This is a genomic window from Amycolatopsis roodepoortensis, assembly GCF_024628825.1.
Taxonomy (GTDB): Bacteria; Actinomycetota; Actinomycetes; order Mycobacteriales; family Pseudonocardiaceae; genus Amycolatopsis; species Amycolatopsis roodepoortensis.
Window position 1 is genome coordinate 6,907,640 of sequence record NZ_CP102415.1, and the last position, 23,185, is coordinate 6,930,824.

General features: G+C 68.4%; 25 protein-coding genes. 22 read left to right on the plus strand and 3 right to left on the minus strand.

Going from position 1 to position 23,185, the window contains the following annotated elements:
* The first annotated feature begins 114 nt into the window (after window positions 1-114).
* From NQK81_RS33095 to ehuA, 5 genes are all read left to right on the plus strand, one after another.
* Window positions 115-2,136, plus strand: a complete 2,022-nt coding sequence (locus NQK81_RS33095) for an ethylmalonyl-CoA mutase (RefSeq protein ID WP_457960274.1) — start codon at window positions 115-117, stop codon at window positions 2,134-2,136.
* A gap of 118 nt (window positions 2,137-2,254) precedes the next feature.
* On the plus strand, window positions 2,255-3,148 hold the full coding sequence (gene ehuB, locus NQK81_RS33100; protein WP_257484598.1) for an ectoine/hydroxyectoine ABC transporter substrate-binding protein EhuB: 894 nt from the start codon (window positions 2,255-2,257) through the stop codon (window positions 3,146-3,148).
* A 13-nt stretch (window positions 3,149-3,161) separates the two neighbouring features.
* On the plus strand, window positions 3,162-3,857 hold the full coding sequence (gene ehuC, locus NQK81_RS33105; RefSeq protein WP_257484599.1) for an ectoine/hydroxyectoine ABC transporter permease subunit EhuC: 696 nt from the start codon (window positions 3,162-3,164) through the stop codon (window positions 3,855-3,857).
* A complete protein-coding gene (gene ehuD, locus NQK81_RS33110) occupies window positions 3,857-4,513 on the plus strand; it encodes an ectoine/hydroxyectoine ABC transporter permease subunit EhuD (protein ID WP_257484600.1) in 657 nt (218 codons plus the stop codon). The genes ehuC and ehuD overlap by 1 nt, the downstream gene beginning before the upstream one ends.
* A 7-nt stretch (window positions 4,514-4,520) precedes the next feature.
* Window positions 4,521-5,285: an ectoine/hydroxyectoine ABC transporter ATP-binding protein EhuA gene (ehuA, locus tag NQK81_RS33115; protein ID WP_257489901.1), complete on the plus strand. Its 765-nt coding sequence runs from the start codon at window positions 4,521-4,523 to the stop codon at window positions 5,283-5,285.
* A gap of 173 nt (window positions 5,286-5,458) precedes the next feature.
* Here the strand turns inward: ehuA and NQK81_RS33120 are convergent, their stop codons facing one another.
* The gene (locus NQK81_RS33120) at window positions 5,459-6,019 is read right to left on the minus strand and encodes a cysteine hydrolase family protein (RefSeq protein ID WP_257484601.1); all 561 of its coding nucleotides are present in this window, start codon (window positions 6,017-6,019) and stop codon (window positions 5,459-5,461) included.
* 71 nt (window positions 6,020-6,090) lie between these two features.
* Here NQK81_RS33120 and NQK81_RS33125 point away from each other — a divergent pair, with 71 nt between their 5' ends.
* Both NQK81_RS33125 and NQK81_RS33130 read left to right on the plus strand, forming a co-directional pair.
* The gene (locus tag NQK81_RS33125) at window positions 6,091-7,077 is read left to right on the plus strand and encodes a GlxA family transcriptional regulator (RefSeq protein WP_257484602.1); all 987 of its coding nucleotides are present in this window, start codon (window positions 6,091-6,093) and stop codon (window positions 7,075-7,077) included.
* Window positions 7,050-7,823, plus strand: coding sequence for an enoyl-CoA hydratase-related protein (locus tag NQK81_RS33130; protein WP_126732670.1), 774 nt, complete (start codon window positions 7,050-7,052; stop codon window positions 7,821-7,823). The genes NQK81_RS33125 and NQK81_RS33130 overlap by 28 nt, the downstream gene beginning before the upstream one ends.
* A 2-nt stretch (window positions 7,824-7,825) precedes the next feature.
* Here the strand turns inward: NQK81_RS33130 and NQK81_RS33135 are convergent, their stop codons facing one another.
* Window positions 7,826-8,368, minus strand: a complete 543-nt coding sequence (locus NQK81_RS33135) for an NUDIX domain-containing protein (RefSeq protein WP_257484603.1) — start codon at window positions 8,366-8,368, stop codon at window positions 7,826-7,828.
* Window positions 8,369-8,405: 37 nt separating this feature from the next.
* Here NQK81_RS33135 and nucS point away from each other — a divergent pair, with 37 nt between their 5' ends.
* From nucS to NQK81_RS33200, 13 genes are all read left to right on the plus strand, one after another.
* Window positions 8,406-9,065: an endonuclease NucS gene (gene nucS / locus NQK81_RS33140; RefSeq protein ID WP_185927077.1), complete on the plus strand. Its 660-nt coding sequence runs from the start codon at window positions 8,406-8,408 to the stop codon at window positions 9,063-9,065.
* A gap of 654 nt (window positions 9,066-9,719) precedes the next feature.
* Entirely contained in the window at window positions 9,720-10,682 is a 963-nt protein-coding gene (locus NQK81_RS33145; RefSeq protein ID WP_257484604.1) for a patatin-like phospholipase family protein, read from the plus strand.
* Window positions 10,683-10,727: 45 nt separating this feature from the next.
* Entirely contained in the window at window positions 10,728-11,504 is a 777-nt protein-coding gene (locus NQK81_RS33150) for a hypothetical protein (protein ID WP_126732673.1), read from the plus strand.
* 67 nt (window positions 11,505-11,571) lie between these two features.
* On the plus strand, window positions 11,572-12,360 hold the full coding sequence (locus NQK81_RS33155; RefSeq protein ID WP_257484605.1) for a hypothetical protein: 789 nt from the start codon (window positions 11,572-11,574) through the stop codon (window positions 12,358-12,360).
* A gap of 153 nt (window positions 12,361-12,513) precedes the next feature.
* The gene (locus NQK81_RS33160) at window positions 12,514-14,211 is read left to right on the plus strand and encodes a sodium:solute symporter family protein (protein WP_192744094.1); all 1,698 of its coding nucleotides are present in this window, start codon (window positions 12,514-12,516) and stop codon (window positions 14,209-14,211) included.
* 10 nt (window positions 14,212-14,221) lie between these two features.
* Window positions 14,222-14,485 (plus strand): hypothetical protein, encoded by a 264-nt coding sequence (locus NQK81_RS33165; protein WP_126732675.1) that lies wholly within the window; start codon window positions 14,222-14,224, stop codon window positions 14,483-14,485.
* Between the two features lie 47 nt (window positions 14,486-14,532).
* Entirely contained in the window at window positions 14,533-15,528 is a 996-nt protein-coding gene (locus NQK81_RS33170; RefSeq protein ID WP_257484606.1) for a DUF3558 domain-containing protein, read from the plus strand.
* 69 nt (window positions 15,529-15,597) lie between these two features.
* On the plus strand, window positions 15,598-16,599 hold the full coding sequence (gene dhaK / locus NQK81_RS33175; protein WP_257484607.1) for a dihydroxyacetone kinase subunit DhaK: 1,002 nt from the start codon (window positions 15,598-15,600) through the stop codon (window positions 16,597-16,599).
* Entirely contained in the window at window positions 16,599-17,222 is a 624-nt protein-coding gene (gene dhaL / locus NQK81_RS33180; RefSeq protein ID WP_126732678.1) for a dihydroxyacetone kinase subunit DhaL, read from the plus strand. Before dhaK ends, dhaL begins: the two co-directional genes overlap by 1 nt.
* Window positions 17,219-17,893, plus strand: coding sequence for a dihydroxyacetone kinase phosphoryl donor subunit DhaM (gene dhaM, locus NQK81_RS33185; protein ID WP_257484608.1), 675 nt, complete (start codon window positions 17,219-17,221; stop codon window positions 17,891-17,893). The genes dhaL and dhaM overlap by 4 nt, the downstream gene beginning before the upstream one ends.
* A gap of 203 nt (window positions 17,894-18,096) precedes the next feature.
* Complete coding sequence (locus NQK81_RS33190; protein ID WP_257484609.1) at window positions 18,097-19,872, plus strand: 3-hydroxyacyl-CoA dehydrogenase family protein; 1,776 nt, start codon at window positions 18,097-18,099, stop codon at window positions 19,870-19,872.
* 10 nt (window positions 19,873-19,882) lie between these two features.
* The gene (locus NQK81_RS33195) at window positions 19,883-20,242 is read left to right on the plus strand and encodes a hypothetical protein (RefSeq protein ID WP_126732681.1); all 360 of its coding nucleotides are present in this window, start codon (window positions 19,883-19,885) and stop codon (window positions 20,240-20,242) included.
* Between the two features lie 10 nt (window positions 20,243-20,252).
* Window positions 20,253-21,086, plus strand: a complete 834-nt coding sequence (locus NQK81_RS33200; RefSeq protein ID WP_257484610.1) for a YwqG family protein — start codon at window positions 20,253-20,255, stop codon at window positions 21,084-21,086.
* Here NQK81_RS33200 and NQK81_RS33205 read toward each other — a convergent pair.
* The gene (locus NQK81_RS33205) at window positions 21,083-21,556 is read right to left on the minus strand and encodes an Lrp/AsnC family transcriptional regulator (RefSeq protein ID WP_126732683.1); all 474 of its coding nucleotides are present in this window, start codon (window positions 21,554-21,556) and stop codon (window positions 21,083-21,085) included. The genes NQK81_RS33200 and NQK81_RS33205 overlap by 4 nt on opposite strands.
* A gap of 59 nt (window positions 21,557-21,615) precedes the next feature.
* Between NQK81_RS33205 and NQK81_RS33210 the strand changes: the two genes are divergently transcribed.
* Window positions 21,616-22,734, plus strand: coding sequence for a trans-sulfuration enzyme family protein (locus NQK81_RS33210; protein ID WP_257484611.1), 1,119 nt, complete (start codon window positions 21,616-21,618; stop codon window positions 22,732-22,734).
* 60 nt (window positions 22,735-22,794) lie between these two features.
* Window positions 22,795-23,178: a DUF6401 family natural product biosynthesis protein gene (locus tag NQK81_RS33215; RefSeq protein WP_257484612.1), complete on the plus strand. Its 384-nt coding sequence runs from the start codon at window positions 22,795-22,797 to the stop codon at window positions 23,176-23,178.
* The last annotated feature ends 7 nt before the right edge of the window (window positions 23,179-23,185 follow it).

Consider the following 23,185-nt stretch of genomic DNA (forward strand, 5'->3'; position numbering starts at 1 on the left):
GTTCGATTCAGCCACCGAGAAGGACTCGACTGTGTGCAATACAACCGCGCGGCCGATGTTACCGGCCGGTACACTCAGGCGGTCGTCCAGCTGTGCCCGACTCGGAGGTGCACCGTGCCCTATCCCACGGACCGTGAACGGGACCGCCCCTGGGTGATGCGGACCTACGCGGGCCACTCGTCCGCGGCCGCGTCCAACGAGCTGTACCGCCGCAACCTCGCGAAGGGGCAGACCGGCCTCTCGGTCGCCTTCGATCTGCCGACGCAGACCGGCTACGACCCCGATCACCAGCTGTCCAAGGGCGAGGTGGGCAAGGTCGGCGTCCCGGTTTCGCATATCGGCGACATGCGGCGCCTCTTCGACGGCATCCCGCTCGCCGAGGCCAACACGTCGATGACGATCAACGCGCCAGCCATGTGGCTGCTGGCGCTCTACGTCTCCGTGGCGCGTGAACAGGCCGAAGCCGAGGGCCGCGACGTGGACGAGGTGCTGGCGAAGCTCACCGGCACCACGCAGAACGACATCATCAAGGAATACCTCTCCCGCGGCACCTACATCTTCCCGCCGGGCCCGAGTCTCCGCCTGATCACCGACATGATCGCGTGGACCGTGCACCACGTGCCGAAGTGGAACCCGATCAACATCTGCAGTTATCACCTGCAGGAAGCCGGCGCGACGCCGACGCAAGAGGTCGCGTACGCGTTGTGCACCGCCATCGCCGTCCTCGACGCGGTCCGCGATTCCGGCCAGGTCGAGCAGGCCGACATGGCCAAGGTCGTCGCGCGGATCTCGTTCTTCGTCAACGCCGGTGTGCGGTTCGTCGAAGAGATGTCGAAGATGCGCGCGTTCACCGCGCTCTGGGACGAGATCACCCGGGACCGTTACGGCGTAACGGATCCCAAGGCGCGGCGGCTGCGTTACGGCGTGCAGGTCAACTCGCTGGGCCTGACCGAGGCGCAGCCCGAGAACAACGTCCAGCGCATCGTGCTGGAGATGCTCGCGGTCTCGCTTTCCCGCGGCGCCAGGGCCCGCGCGATCCAGCTGCCCGCGTGGAACGAAGCGCTCGGCCTGCCCCGGCCGTGGGATCAGCAGTGGGCGCTGCGGATGCAGCAGGTGCTCGCGTTCGAGACCGACCTGCTGGAGTACGAGGACATCTTCGACGGCTCGCACGTCATCCAGGCCAAGGTCGACGAGATCATGGCAGGCGCGCGCGAGGAGATCGCGCGCGTCCAGGATCTCGGCGGCGCCGTGGCGGCCGTCGAGAGCGGCTACATGAAGTCGCAGCTCGTCGCCTCGCTCGCCGAGTACCGGCGCGGTATGGAGAACGGTGAGCGGATCCTGGTCGGGGTCAACAAGTTCGAGACCACCGAGCCTTCGCCGTTGCAGGCCGAAGGGGCCAAGGCGATCGAAACGATCGACCCCGCCGTCGAAAAGCAGGCCGTCACCGCGATCGAGGAGTGGCGGACGCGGCGCGACAACGCGGCCGCCGAGTCGGCGCTGGAGAAGCTGAAGACCATCGCGAAGACGTCGGAGAACCTGTTCGAGGCGACGATCGAGTGCGCCCGCGCCGGAGTCACCACCGGTGAATGGTCGGGCGCGCTGCGCGAGGTGTTCGGCGAATACCGCGCTCCCACCGGGGTTTCCGCGTCGGCGGCCGCGGGCGAGGGCAACGAGGAGATCCGCCGGGTCCGCGAGCGGGTCAAGGCGACGAACACCGAGATCGGCGAGCGGCTGCGGATCCTGGTCGGCAAACCCGGTCTCGACGGGCACTCCAACGGCGCGGAGCAGGTGGCCGTGCGGGCCCGCGACGTCGGTTTCGAGGTGGTGTACCAGGGCATCCGGCTCACGCCGGAGCAGATCGTCGCGGCCGCCGTCCAGGAGGGCGTGCACGTCGTCGGGCTCTCGGTGCTCTCGGGTTCGCATCTCGAGGTCGTGCCGCAGGTCGTGGACGGCCTGCGGGCCGCGGGCGCGGGCGACATCCCGGTCATCGTCGGCGGCATCATCCCGCCCGACGACGAGAAGCTCCTGTTGGAGCGGGGGATCGCGAAGGTGTTCACGCCGAAGGACTACGAACTCACCGACATCATGGACGGAATTGTCGGATTGGTGCGCGAGCGCCACGGCCTGAGCACATAAAGTCACCGTAAATCTCGGTACCGTAACAGCGGATGGTTCGTCACCCGCTCACACTGCCCGCGCCAAGGTACCCACCTACGTTTCGATTAAAACCGATTAATCGAAAAGAGGTGCCGCGATGGTGCACGGCGAGTGGTCGAGGCGGGAGTTCTTTCGGCGGTCCGCGGTTCTCGGTGCGGTGACGATCGGCGGTCCGGTGCTGCTGTCCGCGTGCACGACGACGACTTCCGGGGACGCGTTGGAGGCGGCGAAAAGCTCCAAGAAGATCAAGATCGGTATCGCGAACGAGGCGCCGTACGGCTTCACCGACCAGAGCGGCAAGGTCACCGGTGAGGCGCCCGAGGTCGCCCGCGCCGTCTTCAAGGCCATGGGCATCGACAACGTCGAAGCCGAAGCGGTCTCCTTCGACCAGTTGATCCCCGCGCTCAACGCCAGGAAGTACGACGTCGTCGCGGCCGGGATGAACATCAAGAAGGAACGGTGCGACGCGGCGGCCTTCTCGATCCCCGACTACTCGGCACTGACGGCTTTGCTGGTACCCAAGGGGAATCCGCAGCAGGTGCTGAGGTTCGAGGACATCGCGGCCAAGAAGGTCAAGGTCGCCGTGCTCTCGGCGGCCGTGGAGAAGGGGTACGCGACCGACTCCGGCGTCGCCGAGGACCAGATCGTCACGCTCGATTCGCAGGACAACATGCTCCGCGCGGTCACCGACGGCCGGGTCTACTGCGCCGCGCTCACCGACATCTCCCTCAAGGACGTGCTGAGCAAGAGCCCCGGCGCGGCCGCCGAGGTCACGCCGGGCTTCGACCCGATCAAGGACGGCAAACCGGTCGTGTCCGCCGGCGCCTTCGTCTTCCGCAAGGACGACAACCCGTTGCGCGAGGCGTTCAACGTCGAACTCAAGAAGCTGCAGGACAGCGGCGAATGGACCAGGATCGTGACACCGTTCGGGTTCTCGGCGGACAACCTGCCGAAGCCCGATGTCACCACCGAGAAACTCTGCGCGGTGTGACGAGGCGGACCACATGTCGTCGTCGGTATCGCATATCATCACGTCCGTCCTCAGTGGACTGACCGCGACCGTCACCGCGGCGCTCGGCGGGATCGCGCTCACCGTGGTGCTCTCGCTGGCCGCCGGGCTGGCGCTGAGGTCCCGGTCCCGGGCGGTGCGCGGGATTTCCCGGGTCTACGTCGAGATCTTCCGCGGCACCTCGGAAGTCGTCCAGTTGTTCTGGCTCTATTTCGTGCTTCCGGTGCTGGTCGGCCTCCAGCTGGTCCCGATGTTCGCCGGAATCCTGGTGCTGGGGCTCAACCACGGGGCCTACGGCGCGGAGATCGTCCGCGGCGCGGTGAACTCGGTCCCGCGCGCGCAGTTCGAGGGCGCCGTCGCGCTCAACCTGAGCCCGGCCCAGCGGATGCGGCGGGTGATCCTGCCGCAGGCGTTCGCGGAAATGCTGCCACCGTTCAACAATCTCTTCATCCAGTTGCTGAAGAGCACCGCGCTGCTGTCGTTCATCGGGGTTCCGGAGATGGCCCGCCAGGGTGAACTGCTGCGGCCGGTGTTCAGTGCCGAGATCGGCTGGATCTACGGCACCGAACTCGTGCTCTACCTCGTGCTCGCGCTGCTGATCACGAGCGGGATGCGGCTGCTGGAACGGCTCGCCGCGCGGCGCCTCGGCCGGGCCCCGGCCAAGATGACGGCAACCGCGGGAGGTGTGTGATGGACTGGAGCTGGGAATCCGCCGCGAATTCGGTTCCCCTTCTGCTGGAAGGGCTTCTCGTCACCGTCGAGATCACCCTGCTCGCCTCGGCGGTCGGCTACGTGCTCGGCCTGGTGTTCGCGTTGATCCACCGCACCGGGATACCCGTGCTGTCACAGGCGGTCCGGCTGTTCATCGAGTTCGTGCGCAGCACGCCGCTGCTGATCCAGGTGTTCGTTCTCTACTACGTGATCCAGCCGGTGGGCGGGATGACGTTGTCCCCGTTCGTCACCGGCGTCATCGCGCTCGGTGTGCATTACGCGACGTACGCGGCCGAGGTCTACCGTGCCGGGATCGAGGCCGTCCCGAAAGGACAGTGGGAGGCCGCGACCGCGCTGAACCTCCCGAGGTCCCGGGTGTGGACCGCGGTCGTCCTGCCGCAGGCGGTGCCGCGGGTGTTGCCCGCGCTCGGCAATTACACGATCTCGATGTTCAAGGAAACGCCGCTGCTGCTGGCGATCGGCGTCGTCGACGTCCTGGCGAGGGCGAAGGAGGTCGGCGCCGACACGTTCCGCGTCGTCGAGCCGTACACCCTGGCCGGGGTGCTGTTCCTGCTGGTGAGCCTGCCGGCTTCGATTCTGGTGAGAAGGTTGGAGCGACGTGCCGCCCACAGTTGATTCCCCGATGATCCGGTTCTCGCAGGTGGTCAAGTCCTACGGGGATCACGTCGTGCTGCGGGACCTCGATTTCACCGTCGCGCCGGGGGAGTTCGTCTCGCTGATCGGGCCGAGCGGGTCCGGGAAGACGACGATCCTGCGGCTGCTGATGACACTGGAGAAGGTCGACGGCGGGACCATCGAGGTCTGCGGCGACTACCTGAGTCATAGGGAACGCGGCGGAAAACTGGTACCCGCGGACGAGAAGTACCTGCGCGAGGCGCGCAAACGGATCGGCATGGTGTTCCAGCAGTTCAACCTGTTCCCCAACATGAACGTGCTGCGCAACATCACCGAGGCGCCGATCCATTCGCTCGGCGTCCCGAGGGACGAGGCCGAGGCGCGGGCCGTCGAACTGCTGGAAATGGTGGGGCTCACGGAAAAGAAGGACGAGCACCCCACCAGGCTTTCCGGCGGCCAGCAGCAGCGCGTCGCGATCGCCCGCGCGCTCGCGATGCGGCCGGACGTGCTGCTGCTGGACGAGGTGACCTCGGCGCTCGACCCGGAACTGGTCGCCGACGTCCTGCGCGTGCTGCGGGAGATCGCGACGTCCACCGACATCACGATCCTGTGTGTCACGCATGAGATGCAGTTCGCGCGCGACGTCTCTGATCGGGTGATGATGTTCGACCAGGGGCAGGTGCTGGAGGACGCCACGCCGGACAAGCTGTTCAACGATCCGGAGCACGACCGGACGCGGCGGTTCCTCAAGGCGGTCATCGACCGGGCTTGAGGCTCGCGCCGCCCCTCGGTGGAGCATGTCGCGAAAGCCACTTTCGGGACGTCAGACGTCGCGAAAGTGGCTTTCGCGACACCGCCGGCTGCCCGGGGGGCTTGAGAGGCAAGGCGAAGGTTCGCGTTACGAAAGTGGCTTTCGCAACCTCGGTGGGCGAGCCCATCCGCGCCTCAAAGGCCCGCCAGGATCTCCTTCGTCGAGGTGACCGTGGCGAACCCGCCCCCGTGCAGGTTCGTCGCGGTCGCCCGGTACAGCTCGTCCGCGGTCAGGACACCGCCGTCCGGCCCGGCGAGGTCGAAGGTGAAGGTGGCGTCGAGCGCGAAAGTCACGTCGTAGCCGAGGTTCCCGCCGACGCGCGCGGTGGTCTCGCAGCAGAAGTTCGTCTGGATTCCCGCGAGCACGAACGACGTGATGCCGCGGGTCTTCAGCCAGCCGTCGAGATCGACGTCGCCGTGGAAGGCCGAGTTGACCTTCTTGCCGAACACCAGGTCCGCGCGCACGCCGTCGAGTTCGGGCTTGAAGTGGTTGCCCTCCTGTCCCTGCCGCAGCGACGAGCCGGGTTTCACGGAGTCGTGGTGCACCAGCACGATCGACAGCCCGCGCTCCTGGAACGCGTCGACGAGCGCCTTGATGTTGGCCTCCGCGCCGGGGTTGTTGCGCGGGCCCCAGACGGGCTTGTCGAAGCCCCGCTGGGCGTCGATCACGAGCAGGGCCTTGTTTTCAGTGGTCATGAGTTCGAGTTTCACGCGTTCCGCCTCCGGAGGGGAGTGGCAGAAGAAGCGCGATGCGGTACTTTCCTGCCATGCGAACCGTGGGTGTGCTCCTCCTGCCCGGCAGCCGGTCCTTCGACCTCGGCGTGATCGGGGAGGTCTGGGGCGTGGACCGGACCGACAGCGGCATCGGGCCCTTCGAGGTCCGGCTCTGCGCGGCCGGCCGGAGCCGGATCGCCGTCCATCCGTTCGGCCAGGTCGAGGCCACGCACGGGCTGAGCGGGCTGGCGGGCTGCGACCTCGTCCTCGTGCCCGGCCGGGTTGATCCGCACGCCGAGGTGCCCGCGGCGGCGGTCGCCGCGCTGCGCAAAGCGCACCGGGCAGGCATCACCGTGGCGTCGCTGTGTTCCGGCGCCTTCACCCTCGCCGCGGCCGGGCTGCTCGACGGCCGCTCCGTCACCACGCACTGGCGCCTGCTGGACGACCTCGAAGCCGCCGCTCGTGACGCCGTCGTCCAGCGGGACGTGCTGTTCACCGACGAGGGTGACGTCCTGACCTCCGCCGGGGTGGTCGGCGGCCTGGACCTCTGCCTCCATCTGGTGCGCCGCGATCACGGTGCCGAGGTCGCCGCCGCCCTCGCCCGGCGGCTGGTGATGCCGCCCGCGAGGGAGGGTGGCCAGCGGCAGTACGTCGACAACCCGTTGCCGCCCAAGCCGTCCCGGCCGAGCGTGTCGTCCACAATGGACTGGGCGCTGGAGCGGATCGCCGACGACATCGGCGTCGACGACCTCGTCGGGCACGCCGGGCTGAGCGAGCGGACCTTCCACCGCGAGTTCGCGGCGGCCACCGGCGTGACACCGGGGCGGTGGCTGCGCGCGCAGCGGGTGCGCCTCGCGCGGCGGCTGCTGGAGACCACCGAGCTCCCGGTCGAGCGGGTCGCGCAGCGCTCCGGCCTCGGTACCGCCGCCAACCTGCGGCGACGGCTCCGCGCCGACGTCGGTGTCGGGCCCGATTCGTATCGCCGGACGTTCCGGTCGGTTACCGTCGAAGCATGGCCGAGTACGAGCACATCCTCGTGAAACGGGACGGGGACACCGTCACCATCACCATGAACCGCGCCGCGCGGCGGAACTCGCTGTCGGCGGACCACCTCGCCGAGCTCCTCGCGGCGTTCCGCGAGGCCGGGGAGACCGACGCCACCGGGATCGTCCTGGCGGGCGCCGGGCCGGTGTTCTCGGCGGGGCACGACTTCGGCGACGTCGCCGCGCGCGACCTGATGGGCGTGCGCGAGCTGCTGCGGCTGTGCACGGACCTGATGGGCACGATGCAGTCCGTCCCGCAGGTCGTCGTCGCGCGGGTGCACGGGCTCGCGACCGCGGCGGGCTGCCAGCTGGTGGCCTCGTGCGACCTCGCCGTCGCGGCGGAGTCCGCCGGGTTCGCCCTTCCCGGTGGCAAGGGTGGCTGGTTCTGCCACACGCCCGCGGTACCGGTGGCGCGCGCGATCGGGCGGAAACGCCTGATGGAACTGGCGCTCACCGGTGACGTCGTCGACGCCGCCACCGCGCTGGACTGGGGCCTGGTGAACCGCGTCGTTCCGGACGACTCGCTGGACGAAGCCGTCGCTTCGCTGCTCGGCCGTGCGACGCGCGGGAGCCGGGCCAGCAAGGCGATGGGCAAGCAGACCCTCTACGCGCAGCTGGACCGGCCCGAGGCCGACGCCTACGCGCTGGCGCTCGAGGTGATGGCTTCGGCTTCGCAGCTGCCCGGGGCGCGGGAGGGGATGGCCGCCTTCCTGGAGAAGCGTTCGCCGGTCTGGCCCGACTGAGTTCAGAGAACGCGCTCGCGCATGAGCAGAAGCGTGTAGGCGGCCAGCGTCTGGGAGTCGGTGATGTCGCCCGAAGCGATCATCTTCTCGAACTCGCCGCGCTCGAACCACGCCGTGCGCATGTCCTGCTCCTCGACCTCGCGCTGGGCTTCGGCCTGCGTGAGCTCGGTGGCGAGGAACACGCGCCCGAGCTGGCTGGAGAACCCGGGCGCGACGTCGGTCCTGCCGAGGTCGGTCATCGAGCCCGCGATGAGCCCGGTCTCCTCCCGCAGTTCGCGGGCGGCGAGTTCGAGCGGCGGGACGTCGGCCAGCTCGGGCGCGGTGCCCATGGGGAACTCCCAGCGTCGCATCCCGACCGGATAGCGGAACTGCTCGACCAGGTGAAACCCGGCGCCGTCGAACGGGATCACCACGGCGCAGACCGGTTTGTCGACGACGGCGTAGATCCCCTCGGAGCCATCGAGCCGCCGGACGGAGTCCTCGCGCAGGGTCATCCAGTTGTTCCGGTACACCTCGCGGGAGCTGACACGCTGAACGGGGTCCATGCGCACAGTATCGCCGCGCTTGTCCTACCCTCGCGGGGTGCGCCTAGTGATCGCTCGCTGCCAGGTCGACTACGCCGGCCGTCTGACCGCCCATCTGCCGATGGCCACCCGGCTGCTGCTCGTGAAGGCCGACGGTTCGGTGTCCGTGCACTCGGACGACCGTGCCTACAAGCCGCTGAACTGGATGAGCCCGCCGTGCTGGCTGATCGAGGACGGCAAGCTGTGGATCGTCGAGAACAAGCAGGGCGAGAAGCTCGTCATCACGATCGACGAGATCTTCCACGACCACGCCCAGGAACTCGGCGCGGAACCGGGGCTGCAGAAGGACGGCGTCGAGGCGCACCTGCAGGAACTGCTCGCCGAGCACATCAAGACCCTCGGCGAGGGCTACACCCTGGTGCGGCGGGAGTTCCCGACCGCGATCGGGCCGGTGGACATCATGGCCCGCGACGCCGACGGCGCCAGTGTCGCCGTCGAGATCAAACGGCGCGGCGAGATCGACGGCGTCGAGCAGCTGACGCGGTACCTCGAACTGCTCAACCGCGACCCGCTGCTGGCGCCGGTGCAAGGTGTCTTCGCCGCGCAGGTCATCAAGCCGCAGGCGCGAGTGCTGGCCGAGGACCGGGGGATCCGGTGCCTCACGCTGGACTACGACGCGCTGCGCGGCATCGAGTCGGACGAGTTCCGCCTCTTCTGAGCCGGAGGTACATGAAGGCTCCCTTCCTTGCGCTAGACGCAAGGAAGGGAGCCTTCATGTACCAGGGGTCGCCGCCTGATCTCAGCGATCACCAGCAGGTGTGCCCGCCAGGGTGCGTTTCGGAATAGCGCTTGATCGCTGTGCAGTTGCCCAAGTAGGAGCTGTAGTCGTCGAGACTGCCGAGAACTCCATCCGGTGAAGGTTCGGCATAGACGCCGGGGGCAAGCATCACCATCTTGTCGCCCTCGACGTACTGGGTGTACCGCTTGTCGACCTTGGATTTCGGTACGACTTCGGATACTCGCTCGGCGGGGTCGCTGCCAAGGAGGTTGTCGTCGATGACGGCTGCGAGCTTGTCGCCACCGTCGAGGCTGGGGCCCTCCGTGCATCCCGCCGCGTGTTACCTGACTTGCTGCCGCTGAACAGCCGATATCGAATCGAGTCCTCGGATTCGTATCTGCATTCTTTCTCGCGCCACGGAATGCCCTAAAGGGCGAGAGAAATTAACGAACTCGCGTTCTCCTGCAAAAGAACCAGCTGTTTCCGTGCCATTCGGGTGAACGCCGGATTGGCCGGTCTCGCGCTGTGTCACACTCGATTTCCGCGAGGGGTACCGCCGACATACGGCGGTCGCGGGCGCAGGGGTGATGGGCCATGGCTGATTCTCGGAAGAACGTCGATCTCGTGCTGGAAGGCGGCGGCGTCAAAGGCATCGGGCTGCTCGGCGCGGTACTGGAGTTGCACGACGCCGGTTATTCGTTTCCCCGGATCGCCGGGACGAGCGCGGGCGCGATCGTCGCGGCACTGGTCGCCGCCTATCAGAAGGCGGGGAAGGATCTCGGCGGTCTGGAAGCGGTGATGAACGACCTGGACTGCCGCCGGTTCCAGGATCAGTCCCTGCTCGACAGGGTCACCGGCCCGATCGGGGACGGCGTCGATCTGCTCCTGCACGACGGGATGCACTCCGGTGACTATCTCGTCGAATGGCTCACGCCGTTGCTGGACGAGGTCGGCGTGCGCACCTTCGCCGATCTCGCCATCGAGGATCCCGAAGGAACTTTGCTTCCGTACCAACGGTATTCGCTCGTCGTCCATGTCAGCGACCTGACCAGGCGCGTACTCGTCCGGCTGCCTTGGGATTATTCCCAGTACGGCCGCGACCCCGGTGCGGAGAAGATCGTCGACGCCGTCCGCGCGTCGATGTCGATCCCGCTGTATTTCCGGCCGGTGCAGTTCGACGTCCGCCCCGAGGGCACCGTCACCTGGGTCGACGGCGGTTTGCTCTCGAATTTCCCGATCACCGTCTTCGACCGGACCGACGCGAAGAAGCCGCGGTGGCCGACCTGGGGCGTGAAGCTGTCCGGCGAACCCGCGGGCGGCAAGGACAAACCGGTGAAGAGCGCGTTGCGGATCGCCATCGGTTCGCTCGAAACCCTGCTGTCGGACTGGAATCGTTACCGGCTGCACGAGGAAGGTGTGAACCGGAGGACGGTGTACGTCGACACGACCGGGGTTTCCGCCGTCGACTTCGGGCTCGGCGAAGAGGAGAAGAAGCGCCTCTTCGAAAGCGGGCGTGAAGCCGCGCGGCGGTTTTTGGAAAAGATCGTGCCGCAGTGAACTCGCCGGCGGTGTTTCCGGTGGGATGAGGGATAGGAGGATCCCATGCGTTATCGCCCGATCGGCAGTGATCCGGCGGACGGCCGCCTCGGCCGGTTCGTCCCGGACGACTGGCGCCACGTCGAGCGCTATCCGCTGACCGCGCTGGCCACCGAGGACCGGCCCACCCGGTCACCGGTCGTCATCGGTGTCAACTGGTACAAGGAATTCGACGTACCGGAGAAGGACGAGAAGTCCGGCGAGTTCTTCGTCGCGAAAGGCGGCGCGAAATCGCTCACCAGGATCCGCGGCGGGCACTGCGTCTGCCTCGAACCCGGTGAATCGACCGACGGTGAGACCCAGTACGCCTTCTACGACCAGGGCAAGGAAGGCGCCTGCGTCGGCTTCGGCTGGTCGCGCTGCATGACGATGTTCAACGGCGACCTGTACGCCGCGCGGTGGCTGTGGGACCAGTCGAAGCTCCGTGACGAATGGGGCGAGACCAACCCCGGCGACAACAACGGCACGTCCGTCCGCGCGGCGGCCGAGGTCCTGCTCGAACTGGGCCACGTCCCGTGGTCGGAGACCTACGCGGACGACGACCACGTCGCGCGGGCCGCCTACACGCCCGACGCCAAGAACGGCCTCCAGGCCTATCGCTGGGCGAAGACGGTCGACGAGGTGCACGAGGTCCTCGGCAACCCGCGTGCCGACGAGCTCGGCGCCGTGCCGTTCCTCAACTCGTGGGGTTCGGGTTACCCGCACCGCACGTACATGCCGGACGACGTCCTCGCCCGGTTGATCGAGGAGGACGGCGAAGTGGGCCTGCCCACGGACCGGTAAACCCCCACCGGTCACGGGAGAGGGTCGTTCCGGCGACGGGGCGGCCCTTTTCCGCGATCATGGCCGAGTGCGAGGAGAACCGCTGTCGAGAACATGGCCGCTCGCGCCGTCCGGCGCCACCGACTGGTTGCGTGAGATGTGCGGTGACGGCCTGACGGGGTTCATGCCGCCGCCGATGCCGGACGCGGTCTGGGTGCTCAACGCGATGTACGAGCACGAGCAGGGGCCGTCAGGAACGTCGTACCACGAGCATCGCCGGGCTCTGGTGGCCGAAGGGAGCGTCGAGCCGCACATCATCGGCGGCCTCGATCTCGAAGTCGTGGGGGTGACCACCGGAGGGGGAATCGGCCGCGCCCGGCATCCCGGTCCCGGATGGCGGCGGCTGCGCTGGGCGGAGCTCGCCCGCCGCAGCGGCGATCCGGTCGTCCCGCCGGGGATGATGCCGTGCTTCCGATGCTTCCCTTCGGTCAGGAAGGACGGGAGCTGGCCGCTCGGGATCATCCCGCCGACCGAAGGGAGCCTGGACCGCGAGACCTGGACGCGGCTGATCGGCGTGCTCACCGAATTCGGTCCGGCGGGCCCGGATACTCCCTGCTTCGCCTACTACAACCCGCTGATCATGGGTGCCGAAGACTTCGAAAACCCGCACGTGCGGGCCGGGCGCCTCGGCGACGCCGAGCTCCTGTACGACCATTCCGAGGCGGATTTCAGCCCGTCCAATCTCTGGGCCGGAGATCGATCCTGGTGCCTGTGCACCGATTACGACCTGTGGGGCACCAAGGTCGCCGGTCCGCCCGCCCTGATCGAAGCCTTGCTGGACGACGCCGGAATCGAAGCGATCTCGACCGCCCGGTGACCGGACAAGAATTGTCAGGAACTGTCCCGAAACAGACACGTCGGGGCGGTCCGCGCCCACCCGCACTGCCGTTCCTGAATCCATGCAGTATGGTCCGCGATTGACGTGATCCAGGCGTTTCTCGTGGACATTTTCACTGTGGAGGTGAGTCGGTTGCACGTGCTGGCCGATGCGAACCTGCGGCTCGACGCAAGTCCGATCGACTACGTCCTGCTCGCCTTCTATTTCGCGCTGGTGCTCGGCATCGGGTACATGGCGCGAAGGTCGGTCTCGAGCAGCCTCGACTTCTTCCTCTCCGGCCGCTCGCTGCCCGCCTGGGTCACCGGTCTCGCCTTCATCTCGGCGAACCTCGGCGCGGTCGAGATCATGGGCATGTCGGCCAACGGCGTGCTCTACGGCCTGCCGACCGTCCATTACTTCTGGATCGGCGCGATCCCGGCGATGCTGTTCCTCGGCATCGTGATGATGCCGTTCTACTACGGCTCGAAGGTCCGCAGTGTCCCGGAGTTCATGCTCCGCCGGTTCGGCAAACCCGCGCACCTGGTCAACGGCATCAGCTTCGCGAGCGCGCAGATCCTCATCGCGGGCGCGAACCTGTTCCTGCTCGCCAGCGTGGTGAACCTCCTGCTCGGCTGGCCGCTGTGGGTGTCGATCATCGTCGCGGCCGCGGTCGTGCTCTCCTACACCGCGCTCGGCGGTCTCTCCGCCGCGATCTACAACGAGGTCCTGCAGTTCTTCGTGATCGTCGCGGCGCTGCTGCCGCTGACCATCGTCGGCCTGGTGAAGGTCGGCGGCTGGCAGGGCCTGGTCGACAAGGTCACCGCGAGCCCCGGCGGCGAAGCGCAGCTGCACTCGTGGCCGGGTGACAACCTCACCGGCTTCGGCAACAGCTTCCTGTCGGTGCTCGGTCTCGTCTTCGGGCTCGGTTTCGTGCTGTCCTTCGGTTACTGGACCACGAACTTCGTCGAGGTCCAGCGCGCGATGGCGTCGAAGAGCATGTCGGCCGCGCGGCGGACGCCGATCATCGGCGCCTTCCCGAAGATGCTGGTCCCGTTCATCGTGATCATCCCCGGCATGATCGCCGCGGTCACCGTCTCCGAGTACGTCCAGGACAAGCAGATCCTGCTCGATGGCGGCGAAGCGCCCAGCGGCGTGACCGCGAACAACGCGATCCTGCTGCTGATGCGCGACCTGCTGCCCAACGGCATGCTCGGCGTCGCGCTCGCCGGTCTGCTCGCCTCGTTCATGGCGGGCATGGCGGCGAACCTGAGCTCGTTCAACACCGTGTTCACCTACGACATCTGGCAGTCGTACGTGAAGAAGAACGAGTCGGACGGCTACTACCTGCGGCTCGGCCGCCTGGTCACCGCGATCGGCACCGTGCTCGCGATCGGCACCGCGTTCATCGCGTCGAACTCCGGCAACATCCTGACCTACCTGCAGGACCTGTTCTCCTTCTTCAACGCGCCGCTGTTCGCCACCTTCATCCTCGGCATGTTCTGGAAGCGGATGACGCCGACGGCGGGCTGGGTCGGCCTGGTGTCCGGTACCGCCTCCGCGATCACCGTGTGGCTGCTGTCGCAGGCCGGGGTCCTCGGGCTCACCGGGCAGGGCATCAGCTTCGTGGCCGCCGGTACCGCGTTCGTCGTCGACATCGCGGTCAGCGTCGGGGTCTCGCTCGCCACCGCGCCGAAGCCGGAGGCCCAGCTGGTCGGCCTCGTGTACTCCCTCACCCCGAAGGAGTCGCTGAAGCACGACGAGACCGGCGACGACGCGGGCTGGTACCGCAAGCCGGGACTGCTCGCGGGCATCGTGCTGATCCTGACCATCGTGCTCAACATCATCTTCTAGGAGGCCGGAGATGGCTGCGTCGCAAGCTCCCAAGAAGGCCGGCGTCTTCGACATCCGGCTGATCATCGCGCTGCTCATCGGCGGCTACGGGCTGGTGCTCACGATCATGGGCCTGTGGTTCACCACCGACGAGGAGCTGACCAAGGCCGCCGACGTCAACATCAACCTGTGGGCGGGTGTCGGCATGCTGGTGTTCGCGGCGCTGTTCGTGCTGTGGGCGAAGCTGCGTCCCATCGTGGTGCCGCCGAGCACCGAGGGCGAGGCGGGCGAATAGCCGGGTTGTCCGGACACCGACGAGTAGCTCCGGCTACCGTGCACTTCGTGCTGTTCAACGCTCGACGTCGCCGGATCGCGTCCGTGCTGGCCCTGGTGGCCGCGCTCGGCGCGGTGTCGGCCTGCGGTCAGAACCTCGCCAAGTCCAACTTCGCCCGGACCACCGTCGCCGCCGAAGGTGGCTCCGGCGGGGCGCCCGACGGGGACATCAACGATCCCGCGGTCACCCCGGCGGTGCTGCGCACGATCGACCCGTGCGGGCTGGTGAGCAAGGAGGTCATGAGCGGCCTCGGCACTCCGGAGGAGCCGACGGCGAACCTCAGCTCGTTCGGCACCTGCCGGGCGAAGGCCGTGGACGCCGGAGGCAAGGAACTCACGGTCAGGGTCGAAATCGGCGCGTCGACCTACTCCTCGAGCAACGGCGTCACCGTTTCGGCGGTCGAGGGATTGCCGCAGATCGAGCGGAAGGACAAGGACGGGAAGAGCTGCGACGTCGGCATCATGACGTTGCGCAAGCCCGAGCGCGGGATCAGCTTCTCGGTCACCTACGACGGCGGCGACGCGTGCGCGACAGGCCGTGCGGTGGCCGCGAAGGCCGTGAAGAGCCTGCACGCGTCACCGGCGAAGTACCCGGCCGTCGCGGGCACGCTCACCGCGGTCGACCCGTGCACCGCCGCCGACACCGCCGTCCTCAACGAGGTGGTGCCGCATGGCGCGAGCTCGCTGACCACCTTCCACTCCTGCGATTGGACGCCGGGCTCCAACCCGAGGATCTCGATCAACTTCCGCCGCGGCCTTCCGCCGGCGGAACGCGACGGGAACAAGAAGGTCGACATCGACGGCGTCTCCGTGTACCAGAAGATCGGCAGCGGCAGCGACGCCGAGTGCAAGCTCGAGTGGCAGCACAGGCCGTGGGCCGACGACGAGGTCGAGATCGCCAGCGTGACCTACAAGAACTACGACGAGAAGAAGGACGAAGCGGCGTCGTGCGGCAAGGCGTCGAAGATCGCCAAATCGGTGATCTCCAAGCTCCCGAAGCCCTGACGCTGGCGGCATCCGGCCGCGCGAGGTAGGAAGGGGACACCCCACCCGCCGACGTGCCGGAGGCCACCCTTGAAGAAGATCATCAACGACCCGAAGACGGTGGTCGCGGAATCCCTGCGCGGGCTCGCCGCGGCGCACGCGGACGTCCTGCGCGTGGAGGACGACCCGGCGCTCGTGGTGCGCGTGGACGCGCCCGCGGCGGGCAAGGTCGCGGTGATCTCCGGCGGCGGCTCCGGGCACGAACCGCTGCACGGCGGCTTCGTCGGGCAGGGCATGCTCGCGGCCGCCGTCCCGGGCGCGGTGTTCACCTCGCCGACGCCGGACGCCGTGGAGGCCGCGGTCAAGGCCACCACCGGCGACGCGGGCGCGTTGCTGATCGTGAAGAACTACACCGGCGACGTCCTCAACTTCGAGACCGCCGCGGAACTCGCCGCCGCCGAAGGGCTGGACGTGCGCAGCGTGGTGATCGACGACGATGTCGCGGTCAAGGACTCCACCTACACCGCCGGCCGTCGCGGGGTCGGCGGCACGGTGCTCCTGGAGAAGATCACCGGTGCCGCGGCCGAACGAGGCGACACGCTCGACGCGGTGGAGGCCTTGGCGCGCAAGGTGATCGGCCAGGTCCGGTCGATCGGCGTCGCGCTCACCGCGCCGACCGTGCCGCACGCGGGCGAGCCGAGTTTCGACCTCGCCGACGACGAGATCGAGTTCGGCATCGGCATCCACGGCGAACCCGGTATCGAGCGGACCGCGGTGGTGACGGCCGATGAGCTCGTCGCGCGCATGGTGGACGCGGTGGTCACGGACCTGCCCTTCGCCGAGGGCGACAAGGTCCTGCTGTTCACGAACTCGATGGGCGGGACCCCGCTGGTCGAGCTGTACCTGGCACACGGGATCGCCGAGCGGCTGCTGGCCGAGCGTGGCATCGTGGTCGAACGGCGGCTGGTGGGGCCGTACATCACCAGCCTCGAGATGCAGGGAATGAGCCTGACTTTGCTGAAACTGGACGACGAGCTGACCGAGTTGTGGGACGCGCCGGTGAACACCCCGGCCCTGAGGTGGGGAGTCTGATGGCCTGCACCGCCGAGACGTTCGCCGCCGCCTTGCGGGCGGCGGCCGCCGTGATCGCCGAGCACCGAGCCGAGCTGGTCGACCTCGACCGCGCGATCGGCGACGCCGACCACGGCGAGAACATGGACCGGGGATTCGGCGCGATCGTGTCCGCTTTGGACACCGCTACGCCCGAAACCCCCGCCGCGGTCGCGAAGCTTGCCGCCACGACGCTGATCTCGAAGGTCGGCGGCGCGGCGGGCCCGTTGTACGGCACGGCGTTCCTGCGCGCGTCGGTCAAGCTGGGCGACGCGGCCGAAGTGGACGGTCCGCTGCTCGTCGAGGCCCTGCGCGCGGCACTCGAAGGAGTGCAGGCCCGCGGAAAGGCCGTCGGGGGAGACGCGACCATGGTCGACGCCCTGATCCCCGCCGTCTCCGCCGCCGAGGAGGCCTCCGGCTCCGGCATCGCGGAGATCCTGACCGCGGCGGCGGACGCCGCGGACAAGGGCGCCGAGTCCACTGTGGAGCTCGTCCCACGCAAGGGCCGGGCCTCGTACCTCGGCGAGCGGGCCAAGGGACATATGGATCCCGGTGCCCGTTCGACGGCATTGCTGCTTCGCGCCTTCGCGGAGGCCGCCAAGTGAGCGTCGGAATCGTGCTCGTCTCCCACAGTGCCAAACTCGCCGAAGGGCTCGCGGAACTCGCCGCGCAGATGGCGCCGGACGTCACCATCGCGGCGGCGGGCGGCCTGCCCGACGGCGGGATCGGCACGGACTACGACGAGGTCGTCGCCGCGACCCAGCGCGCCGATTCGGGTGCGGGCGTCGTGCTGCTCTACGACCTCGGCAGCGCGCAGATGACCGCGGAACTGGCCGTCGAATCGCTCGCCGACCCGTCGGCCGCGGTCGTCGTGGACGCGCCGCTGGTCGAAGGCGCGATCGCCGCCGCCGTCGCGGCTCAGGGCGGGGCGGACCGGAAGGCCGTCGCCGAAGCGGCCGCGTCGGCGGGCGCGCCGCCGGACCTGACGTTCGACGACGGCGTGCAGGACGGCGAGAGCAGTGTCGAACTCACGCTGCGGAACGACGTCGGGCTGCACGCTCGGCCCGCCGCGGTACTGGTCCGGAGCATCGCGGGGCTGGACGCGCAGGTCACCGTGCGGCTCGGTGACGAGACCGCGGACGCGAACAGCGTGCTCGCGCTGATGGCGCTCGGTGCCCGTCAGGGCGACCGGATCGAGGTCCGCGCGAAGGGTGCGCAGGCCGAGGAAGCACTCACCAAGGTCAAGGACCTCGTCGACCAGAACTTCGGCGAGTGAGCTGAGGCTTTTAGCGCGTGAAGGCCCCCTTCCCTCGGCTCAGCCGAGGGAAGGGGGCCTTCACGCGCTTGATGGAAAAGCGTCCGCCGGTCCTCGTCCGCGAGTGACACTTACTCGATTCGGAGGGTGACAGCCGCTGCTTTCCGCGCCCCGGCATGGCACGATCGGAGAAACTACCAGCGAGTAACCTCCGGAGGCCGGTTGTGGCGCGGGAAATCTCGAGTGTGGGAGTCATCGGTCTCGGCACCATGGGTGCCGGGATCGCCGAGGTGCTCGCGCGGAGCGGCGTGTCCGTGGTCGCGGTGGAGATCGACGACGACGGCGTCCAGCGCGGCCGCGGTCATCTGGAGCATTCGACCGAGCGAGCGGTGGCCGGAGGCAAACTCGACGCCGACGGCCGGAGCGCGCTGCTGGACCGGATCCGGTACACCACGTCGCTGGCCGAACTGTCCGATGTGGACCTGGTGATCGAGGCGATCCCGGAGAACCTCGAAGCGAAATCCGACGTGTTCGCGCAGCTGGACAAGATCACCGGCCCGGACACGATCTTCGTCTCGAACACCTCGTCGCTGTCGATCACCGAGATCGGCGTGCACACCGCGCGGCCGGGCAAGGTCGTCGGGATGCACTTCTTCAACCCGGCGCCGATCCTCAAGCTGGTCGAGATCGTCCGCACCGTCGTCACCGAACCCGAGGTGGTCACCGACGTCGTCGCGTTCGCCGGACGCCTCGGCAAGACCCCGGTGGTGATCGGCGACCGCGCCGGGTTCATCGCCAACGCCCTGCTCTTCGGGTACCTCAACCACGCCGTGCGGATGTACGAGCAGCGCTACGCCACGCGCGAGGATCTCGACGCGGCGATGCGGTTCGGCTGCGGATATCCCATGGGGCCCTTGGCTTTGCTCGACCTCATCGGGCTGGACACCGCGTACGAGATCCTCGACACGATGTACCACCAGTCGCGCAACCGGCTGCACGCGCCGGCGCCGCTGCTGAAGCAGATGATCACCGCCGGGCTGCTCGGCCGGAAGACGGGCCGGGGTTTCTACACCTACGACGAGCCCGATTCGCCGACGGTGACCGACGCGGTGACGAAGTCCACTGTGGACACTGTCGCGCCTCGCGAGGTGCGCAAGGTCGGCGTCGTGGGGACCGGGACCATGGCGACGGGCATCGTCGAGGTGTTCGCGAAACGCGGTTACGAGGTCATCCTGCGGGCGCGGAGCGCGGAGAAGGCCGCCGCGTCGGTCGCGCGGGTGAAGAAGTCGCTGGACAAGGCTGTCGTCAAGGGCAAGCTGTCCGAGGAGGACGCCGCCGCCGCGCTCGGCCGGATCTCGCCGGCGGTGGAGTTCGAGGAACTGGCCGACGTCGACCTCGTCGTCGAGGCGGTGGCCGAAGACCTGGCCGTCAAGCAGGCGGTCTTCGCCGCGCTCGACGACGTCGTGAAGCCGGGCGCGGTGCTGGCGACGACGACGTCGTCCCTGCCGGTCATCGAATGCGCTGCCGCCACCTCGCGGCCTTCGGACGTGGTCGGCGTGCACTTCTTCAATCCGGCGCCGGTGATGAAACTCGTCGAGGTCGTCTCGACCATCGCCACCGCGCCCGACGTGATCGCGACCGTCGACGCCGTCTGCGCGGCGGTGGGCAAGCACCCGGTGCACTGCGGCGACCGGGCGGGCTTCATCGTCAACGCGCTGCTGTTCCCGTACCTGAACGACGCGGTGAAGATGCTCGAAGCGCACTACGCGGAGGCCGACGACATCGACACCGCGATGAAGGTGGGCTGCGGGCTGCCGATGGGCCCGTTCGAACTGCTCGACGTCGTCGGGCTGGACGTCTCGCTGGCGATCCAGCGGACCCTGTTCAACGAGTTCCGCGAAGAGGGCTTCGCGCCCGCGCCGCTGCTGGAACACCTCGTGACCGCCGGACGGCTCGGGCGGAAGACGGGAAAGGGCTTCAAGGACTACTCGGCCCGGTAACTTGGGGGCCATGCCGGTTTCCTCGGGGGTCAGGAAGCGGATCAAAGAGCTTCTCGATCCGGACGACGAGATCCACTACGTGTTCCCTGCCGACATCCTCGGCAGTACCAATCCCAGCGTGTTCTTCGCGGTGACCCGTAAGACGATCACGATCCTCACGACCGGGTACCTGAGCCGGAAGACCCCGAAACGGGTCGTCTCGACGACACTGCGGAACCACCGGATCGGACCGGTCGACACCTCGACCGTCCCGTGGTTCAAGTTCGAGGGCATCGACTACGAGATCGACGACGAGTACATCGCGGTCGTGCACGCCGCCGATGCCGAGATCATGCGGGCAAAACCTGAAGATCCGTTGCCGGACCTCTAAGCTCCCGGGAGTGCGTCAGCTCACCTACGACGGGGTGCCCATCCCCGGCCTGAACGACCTGGTCCGGACGGCCATCCGGCTGCATCCCGCGCCAGGGGTGCCCGGTCCGGACGAAAGCCACTTCGGCGGTCCGCTGCTCTGGCCGTCGGACGAGCCGTGGCCGGAATGCCCGGTGACCTGGCCGCCCGATCCGGACGCGTCCGACGACGGGTGGCGGGCCGGGCATCGGCTCGACGGCCCGGTGCCGGCGATGACGGGCGCGGCGCAGTTCTTCCGCGACGACTTCCCGGAGCTGCCCTTCCCGGAGGGCACCGACGTCCTGCAGATCCTGTTCTGCCCGATGGAGCACGACAGCCCGCATCACCAGGGGCCCGCGGTCCGGCTGGTCTGGCGTGACTCGGGCGAGGTGCGGGACATCACGGACACGCCTCCTGTCCCTGAGAACGCCGTAGTCGGCTACCTGCCGGATCCCTGCGTTTTCGAACCGTGCTCGATCGACGAGCTGCCCCGGCTCTGCGACTTCCCGGCGGAGACCCGCGCCGCGCTCGGCATCCCCGAGGGCGCGGGTGACGACCCGGACGGCTGGCCGGAGCTGGACCAGTACTCGAAGATCGGCGGCTGGACCGCCTGGGACGCGACCGATCGGCGCGAGCTGGGCTGCCGGGAGTGCGGGGCCGAGCTGCGCCAGACGATCGCGCTGGCCTCGGAGGAGCACGAAGTCGGCTGCGGATGCGAGGTCGCCGAGGGGGAGGCGGCGGGCTGGTCCTTCGGCCACCAGGGCGTGCTGAACGTCTTCACGTGCCCCACCGACGTCACCCATCCCTTCAAGGTCCGGATCGATTAGCCGGGCGGTAGCAAAGGTCCCCCGCTCCAGTGCTGGAAGACCAGGTTCGTATGCACCCGGGCGACCTCGTCGCGGGCGGTCAGCTCGTCGAGGACCAGCCGCTGCAGCTCCGTCGCCGACGCGGTGGCGACGTGCGCGAGGAAGTCGTCCGGGCCGGTCAGGTGGTAGACGGCGCGGACCTCGGGCAGGGCCAGCAGATGCTCGACGAACGAGTCGACCAGCGCCCGCCGGTGCGGGCGGACCTGGACGAACAGGAGCGCTTCGAGCGGGCGGCCGAGTTTGGCGGCGTCCACCTCGGCGCGCTGGCCGGTGATCACGCCGAGCTCGCGCAGCCGGTTGACGCGGTCGAGACAGGTCGAGGGCGCGACGCCGACCTCGGCCGCGAGATCCTTGTTCGAGATCCGGGCGTCGTTCTGCAACAGCCGTAGAATACGAAGATCAACCGTGCTCAGTTCGACGGAATCCGACATCGGCGAATGATATCCGAGGATATTGCGTTCGATTCGGAGAAAATCGCACCATCTGGGGCATGACCGCAACGCTGCGCACCCGAGCCGTCCACGCCGGCCGTGACGATCTCACGGACCTCGGCGTCCACGCCGCTCCGCTCGACCTGTCCACGACCTACCCGTCGCGGGACAGCCTCGAAGAGGCGGGCCGCATCGACGAATTCGCCGCATCGGGCTCGCTGCCCGGGCTCCCGGTCTACGGGCGGCTGAGCAACCCGACCGTCGAACGCTTCGAGAAGGCACTGGCCGAACTCGAAGGATTCGAAGACGCCGTCGCGTTCGCCACCGGCATGGCCGCGGTGTCCGCCTCGCTGCTCGCCGCCGTCGCGCAGGGCAAACGGCATGTCGTCGCCGTCCGGCCGGTCTACGGCTGCACCGACCACATGCTCACGTCCGGTCTGCTCGGCACCGAGGTGACCTGGGCCGATCCGGACGGCGTCGCGCCGGCGCTCCGGCCCGACACCGGGCTGGTGCTGCTCGAAACGCCCGCGAACCCGACCCTGCGCGAGGTTGACATCGCCGAGATCGTGCGCGCCGCGGGTGACGTCCCGGTGCTGGTCGACAACACCTTCGCGACTCCTGTGCTCCAGCGTCCGGGGCGGCACGGCGCCCGGTTCGTCCTGCACAGCGCGACCAAGTTCCTCGGCGGCCACGGCGACGTCATGGGCGGTGTCGTCGCTTGCAACGCCGAAGACGCGGGGATGTTGCGGCAGATCCGCTTCGCCACCGGAGGCGTGCTGCACCCGCTCGCCGGATACATGCTGCTTCGCGGCCTTTCGACGCTTCCGCTGCGCGTCAACGCCGCATCCGGGACGGCCGCCGAACTCGTCGAGCGGCTTCGTGGTCACGCGAACGTGAGCGCCGTGCACTACCCGGCCGTCGGCGGTCCGCTGATCGCGTTCGAGGTCGAGGGCGATCCGCACGCGCTCATCGGCGCGGTCCGGCTGATCACGCCGGCCGTCAGCCTCGGCAGCGTGGATTCGCTCATCCAGCACCCCGCCTCGATCAGCCACCGGATCGTCGCCGAGGACGACCGTCGCGGCGCGGGCGTCACCGACCGGCTCATCCGCATGTCGGTGGGACTGGAGGACGTCGAGGACCTGTGGCACGACCTGGATCAGGCTCTCAAGGCTTGCTGACTTCTGCGATGGTCGTCACCGGGATGTCGACAAATCGTCCAGCCTGGCTAACCTGGTCGGGTGAAAGATCTGGTCTCGTCCTGGGTGGAATCTTCGGCTCGTAGCACGCTTTCCCGGCTGCACCAGCAGATCGGTGTGGCCGGGCTGGCCGCCGCCGCGGCCGTGCCCGGGCTGTCGGCCGTCTTCGATCAGCACTCCGCCGCGGTGCGGGACATCCTCGCGGCGGGTGTCGAAGGTTCGGCGGCGGTCGCCGGGGTCGTCCTTCTCGCCGGCTACGCGCGCGGCCTGCTCGACGAGGCGAAGACCAAGGGGTGGACGTTCCGCATCCCGGCCGATCTGTCCGCGTGGACCACCAGCGACTGGATGACCGCGCGGCTGGTCGGCGTGTGTTCGCTGGCCGCCTCGATGGACGACCGGCGGACCCAGCCGACCGGGAACGGGTAGGGCGGCC

What these genes read in the sequence shown, in the direction of transcription:
- NQK81_RS33205 (WP_126732683.1), bottom strand. Translation starts at nt 21,556, where the DNA reads ATGTCGGATTCCGTCGAACTGAGCACGGTTGATCTTCGTATTCTACGG.
- NQK81_RS33135 (WP_257484603.1), bottom strand. Translation starts at nt 8,368, where the DNA reads ATGGACCCCGTTCAGCGTGTCAGCTCCCGCGAGGTGTACCGGAACAAC.
- NQK81_RS33145 (WP_257484604.1), top strand. Translation starts at nt 9,720, where the DNA reads ATGGCTGATTCTCGGAAGAACGTCGATCTCGTGCTGGAAGGCGGCGGC.
- NQK81_RS33120 (WP_257484601.1), bottom strand. Translation starts at nt 6,019, where the DNA reads ATGACCACTGAAAACAAGGCCCTGCTCGTGATCGACGCCCAGCGGGGC.
- ehuC (WP_257484599.1), top strand. Translation starts at nt 3,162, where the DNA reads ATGTCGTCGTCGGTATCGCATATCATCACGTCCGTCCTCAGTGGACTG.
- ehuA (WP_257489901.1), top strand. Translation starts at nt 4,521, where the DNA reads ATGATCCGGTTCTCGCAGGTGGTCAAGTCCTACGGGGATCACGTCGTG.
- NQK81_RS33165 (WP_126732675.1), top strand. Translation starts at nt 14,222, where the DNA reads ATGGCTGCGTCGCAAGCTCCCAAGAAGGCCGGCGTCTTCGACATCCGG.
- NQK81_RS33150 (WP_126732673.1), top strand. Translation starts at nt 10,728, where the DNA reads ATGCGTTATCGCCCGATCGGCAGTGATCCGGCGGACGGCCGCCTCGGC.
- ehuD (WP_257484600.1), top strand. Translation starts at nt 3,857, where the DNA reads ATGGACTGGAGCTGGGAATCCGCCGCGAATTCGGTTCCCCTTCTGCTG.
- NQK81_RS33195 (WP_126732681.1), top strand. Translation starts at nt 19,883, where the DNA reads ATGCCGGTTTCCTCGGGGGTCAGGAAGCGGATCAAAGAGCTTCTCGAT.
- NQK81_RS33125 (WP_257484602.1), top strand. Translation starts at nt 6,091, where the DNA reads ATGCGAACCGTGGGTGTGCTCCTCCTGCCCGGCAGCCGGTCCTTCGAC.
- ehuB (WP_257484598.1), top strand. Translation starts at nt 2,255, where the DNA reads ATGGTGCACGGCGAGTGGTCGAGGCGGGAGTTCTTTCGGCGGTCCGCG.
- dhaL (WP_126732678.1), top strand. Translation starts at nt 16,599, where the DNA reads ATGGCCTGCACCGCCGAGACGTTCGCCGCCGCCTTGCGGGCGGCGGCC.
- NQK81_RS33210 (WP_257484611.1), top strand. Translation starts at nt 21,616, where the DNA reads ATGACCGCAACGCTGCGCACCCGAGCCGTCCACGCCGGCCGTGACGAT.
- NQK81_RS33130 (WP_126732670.1), top strand. Translation starts at nt 7,050, where the DNA reads ATGGCCGAGTACGAGCACATCCTCGTGAAACGGGACGGGGACACCGTC.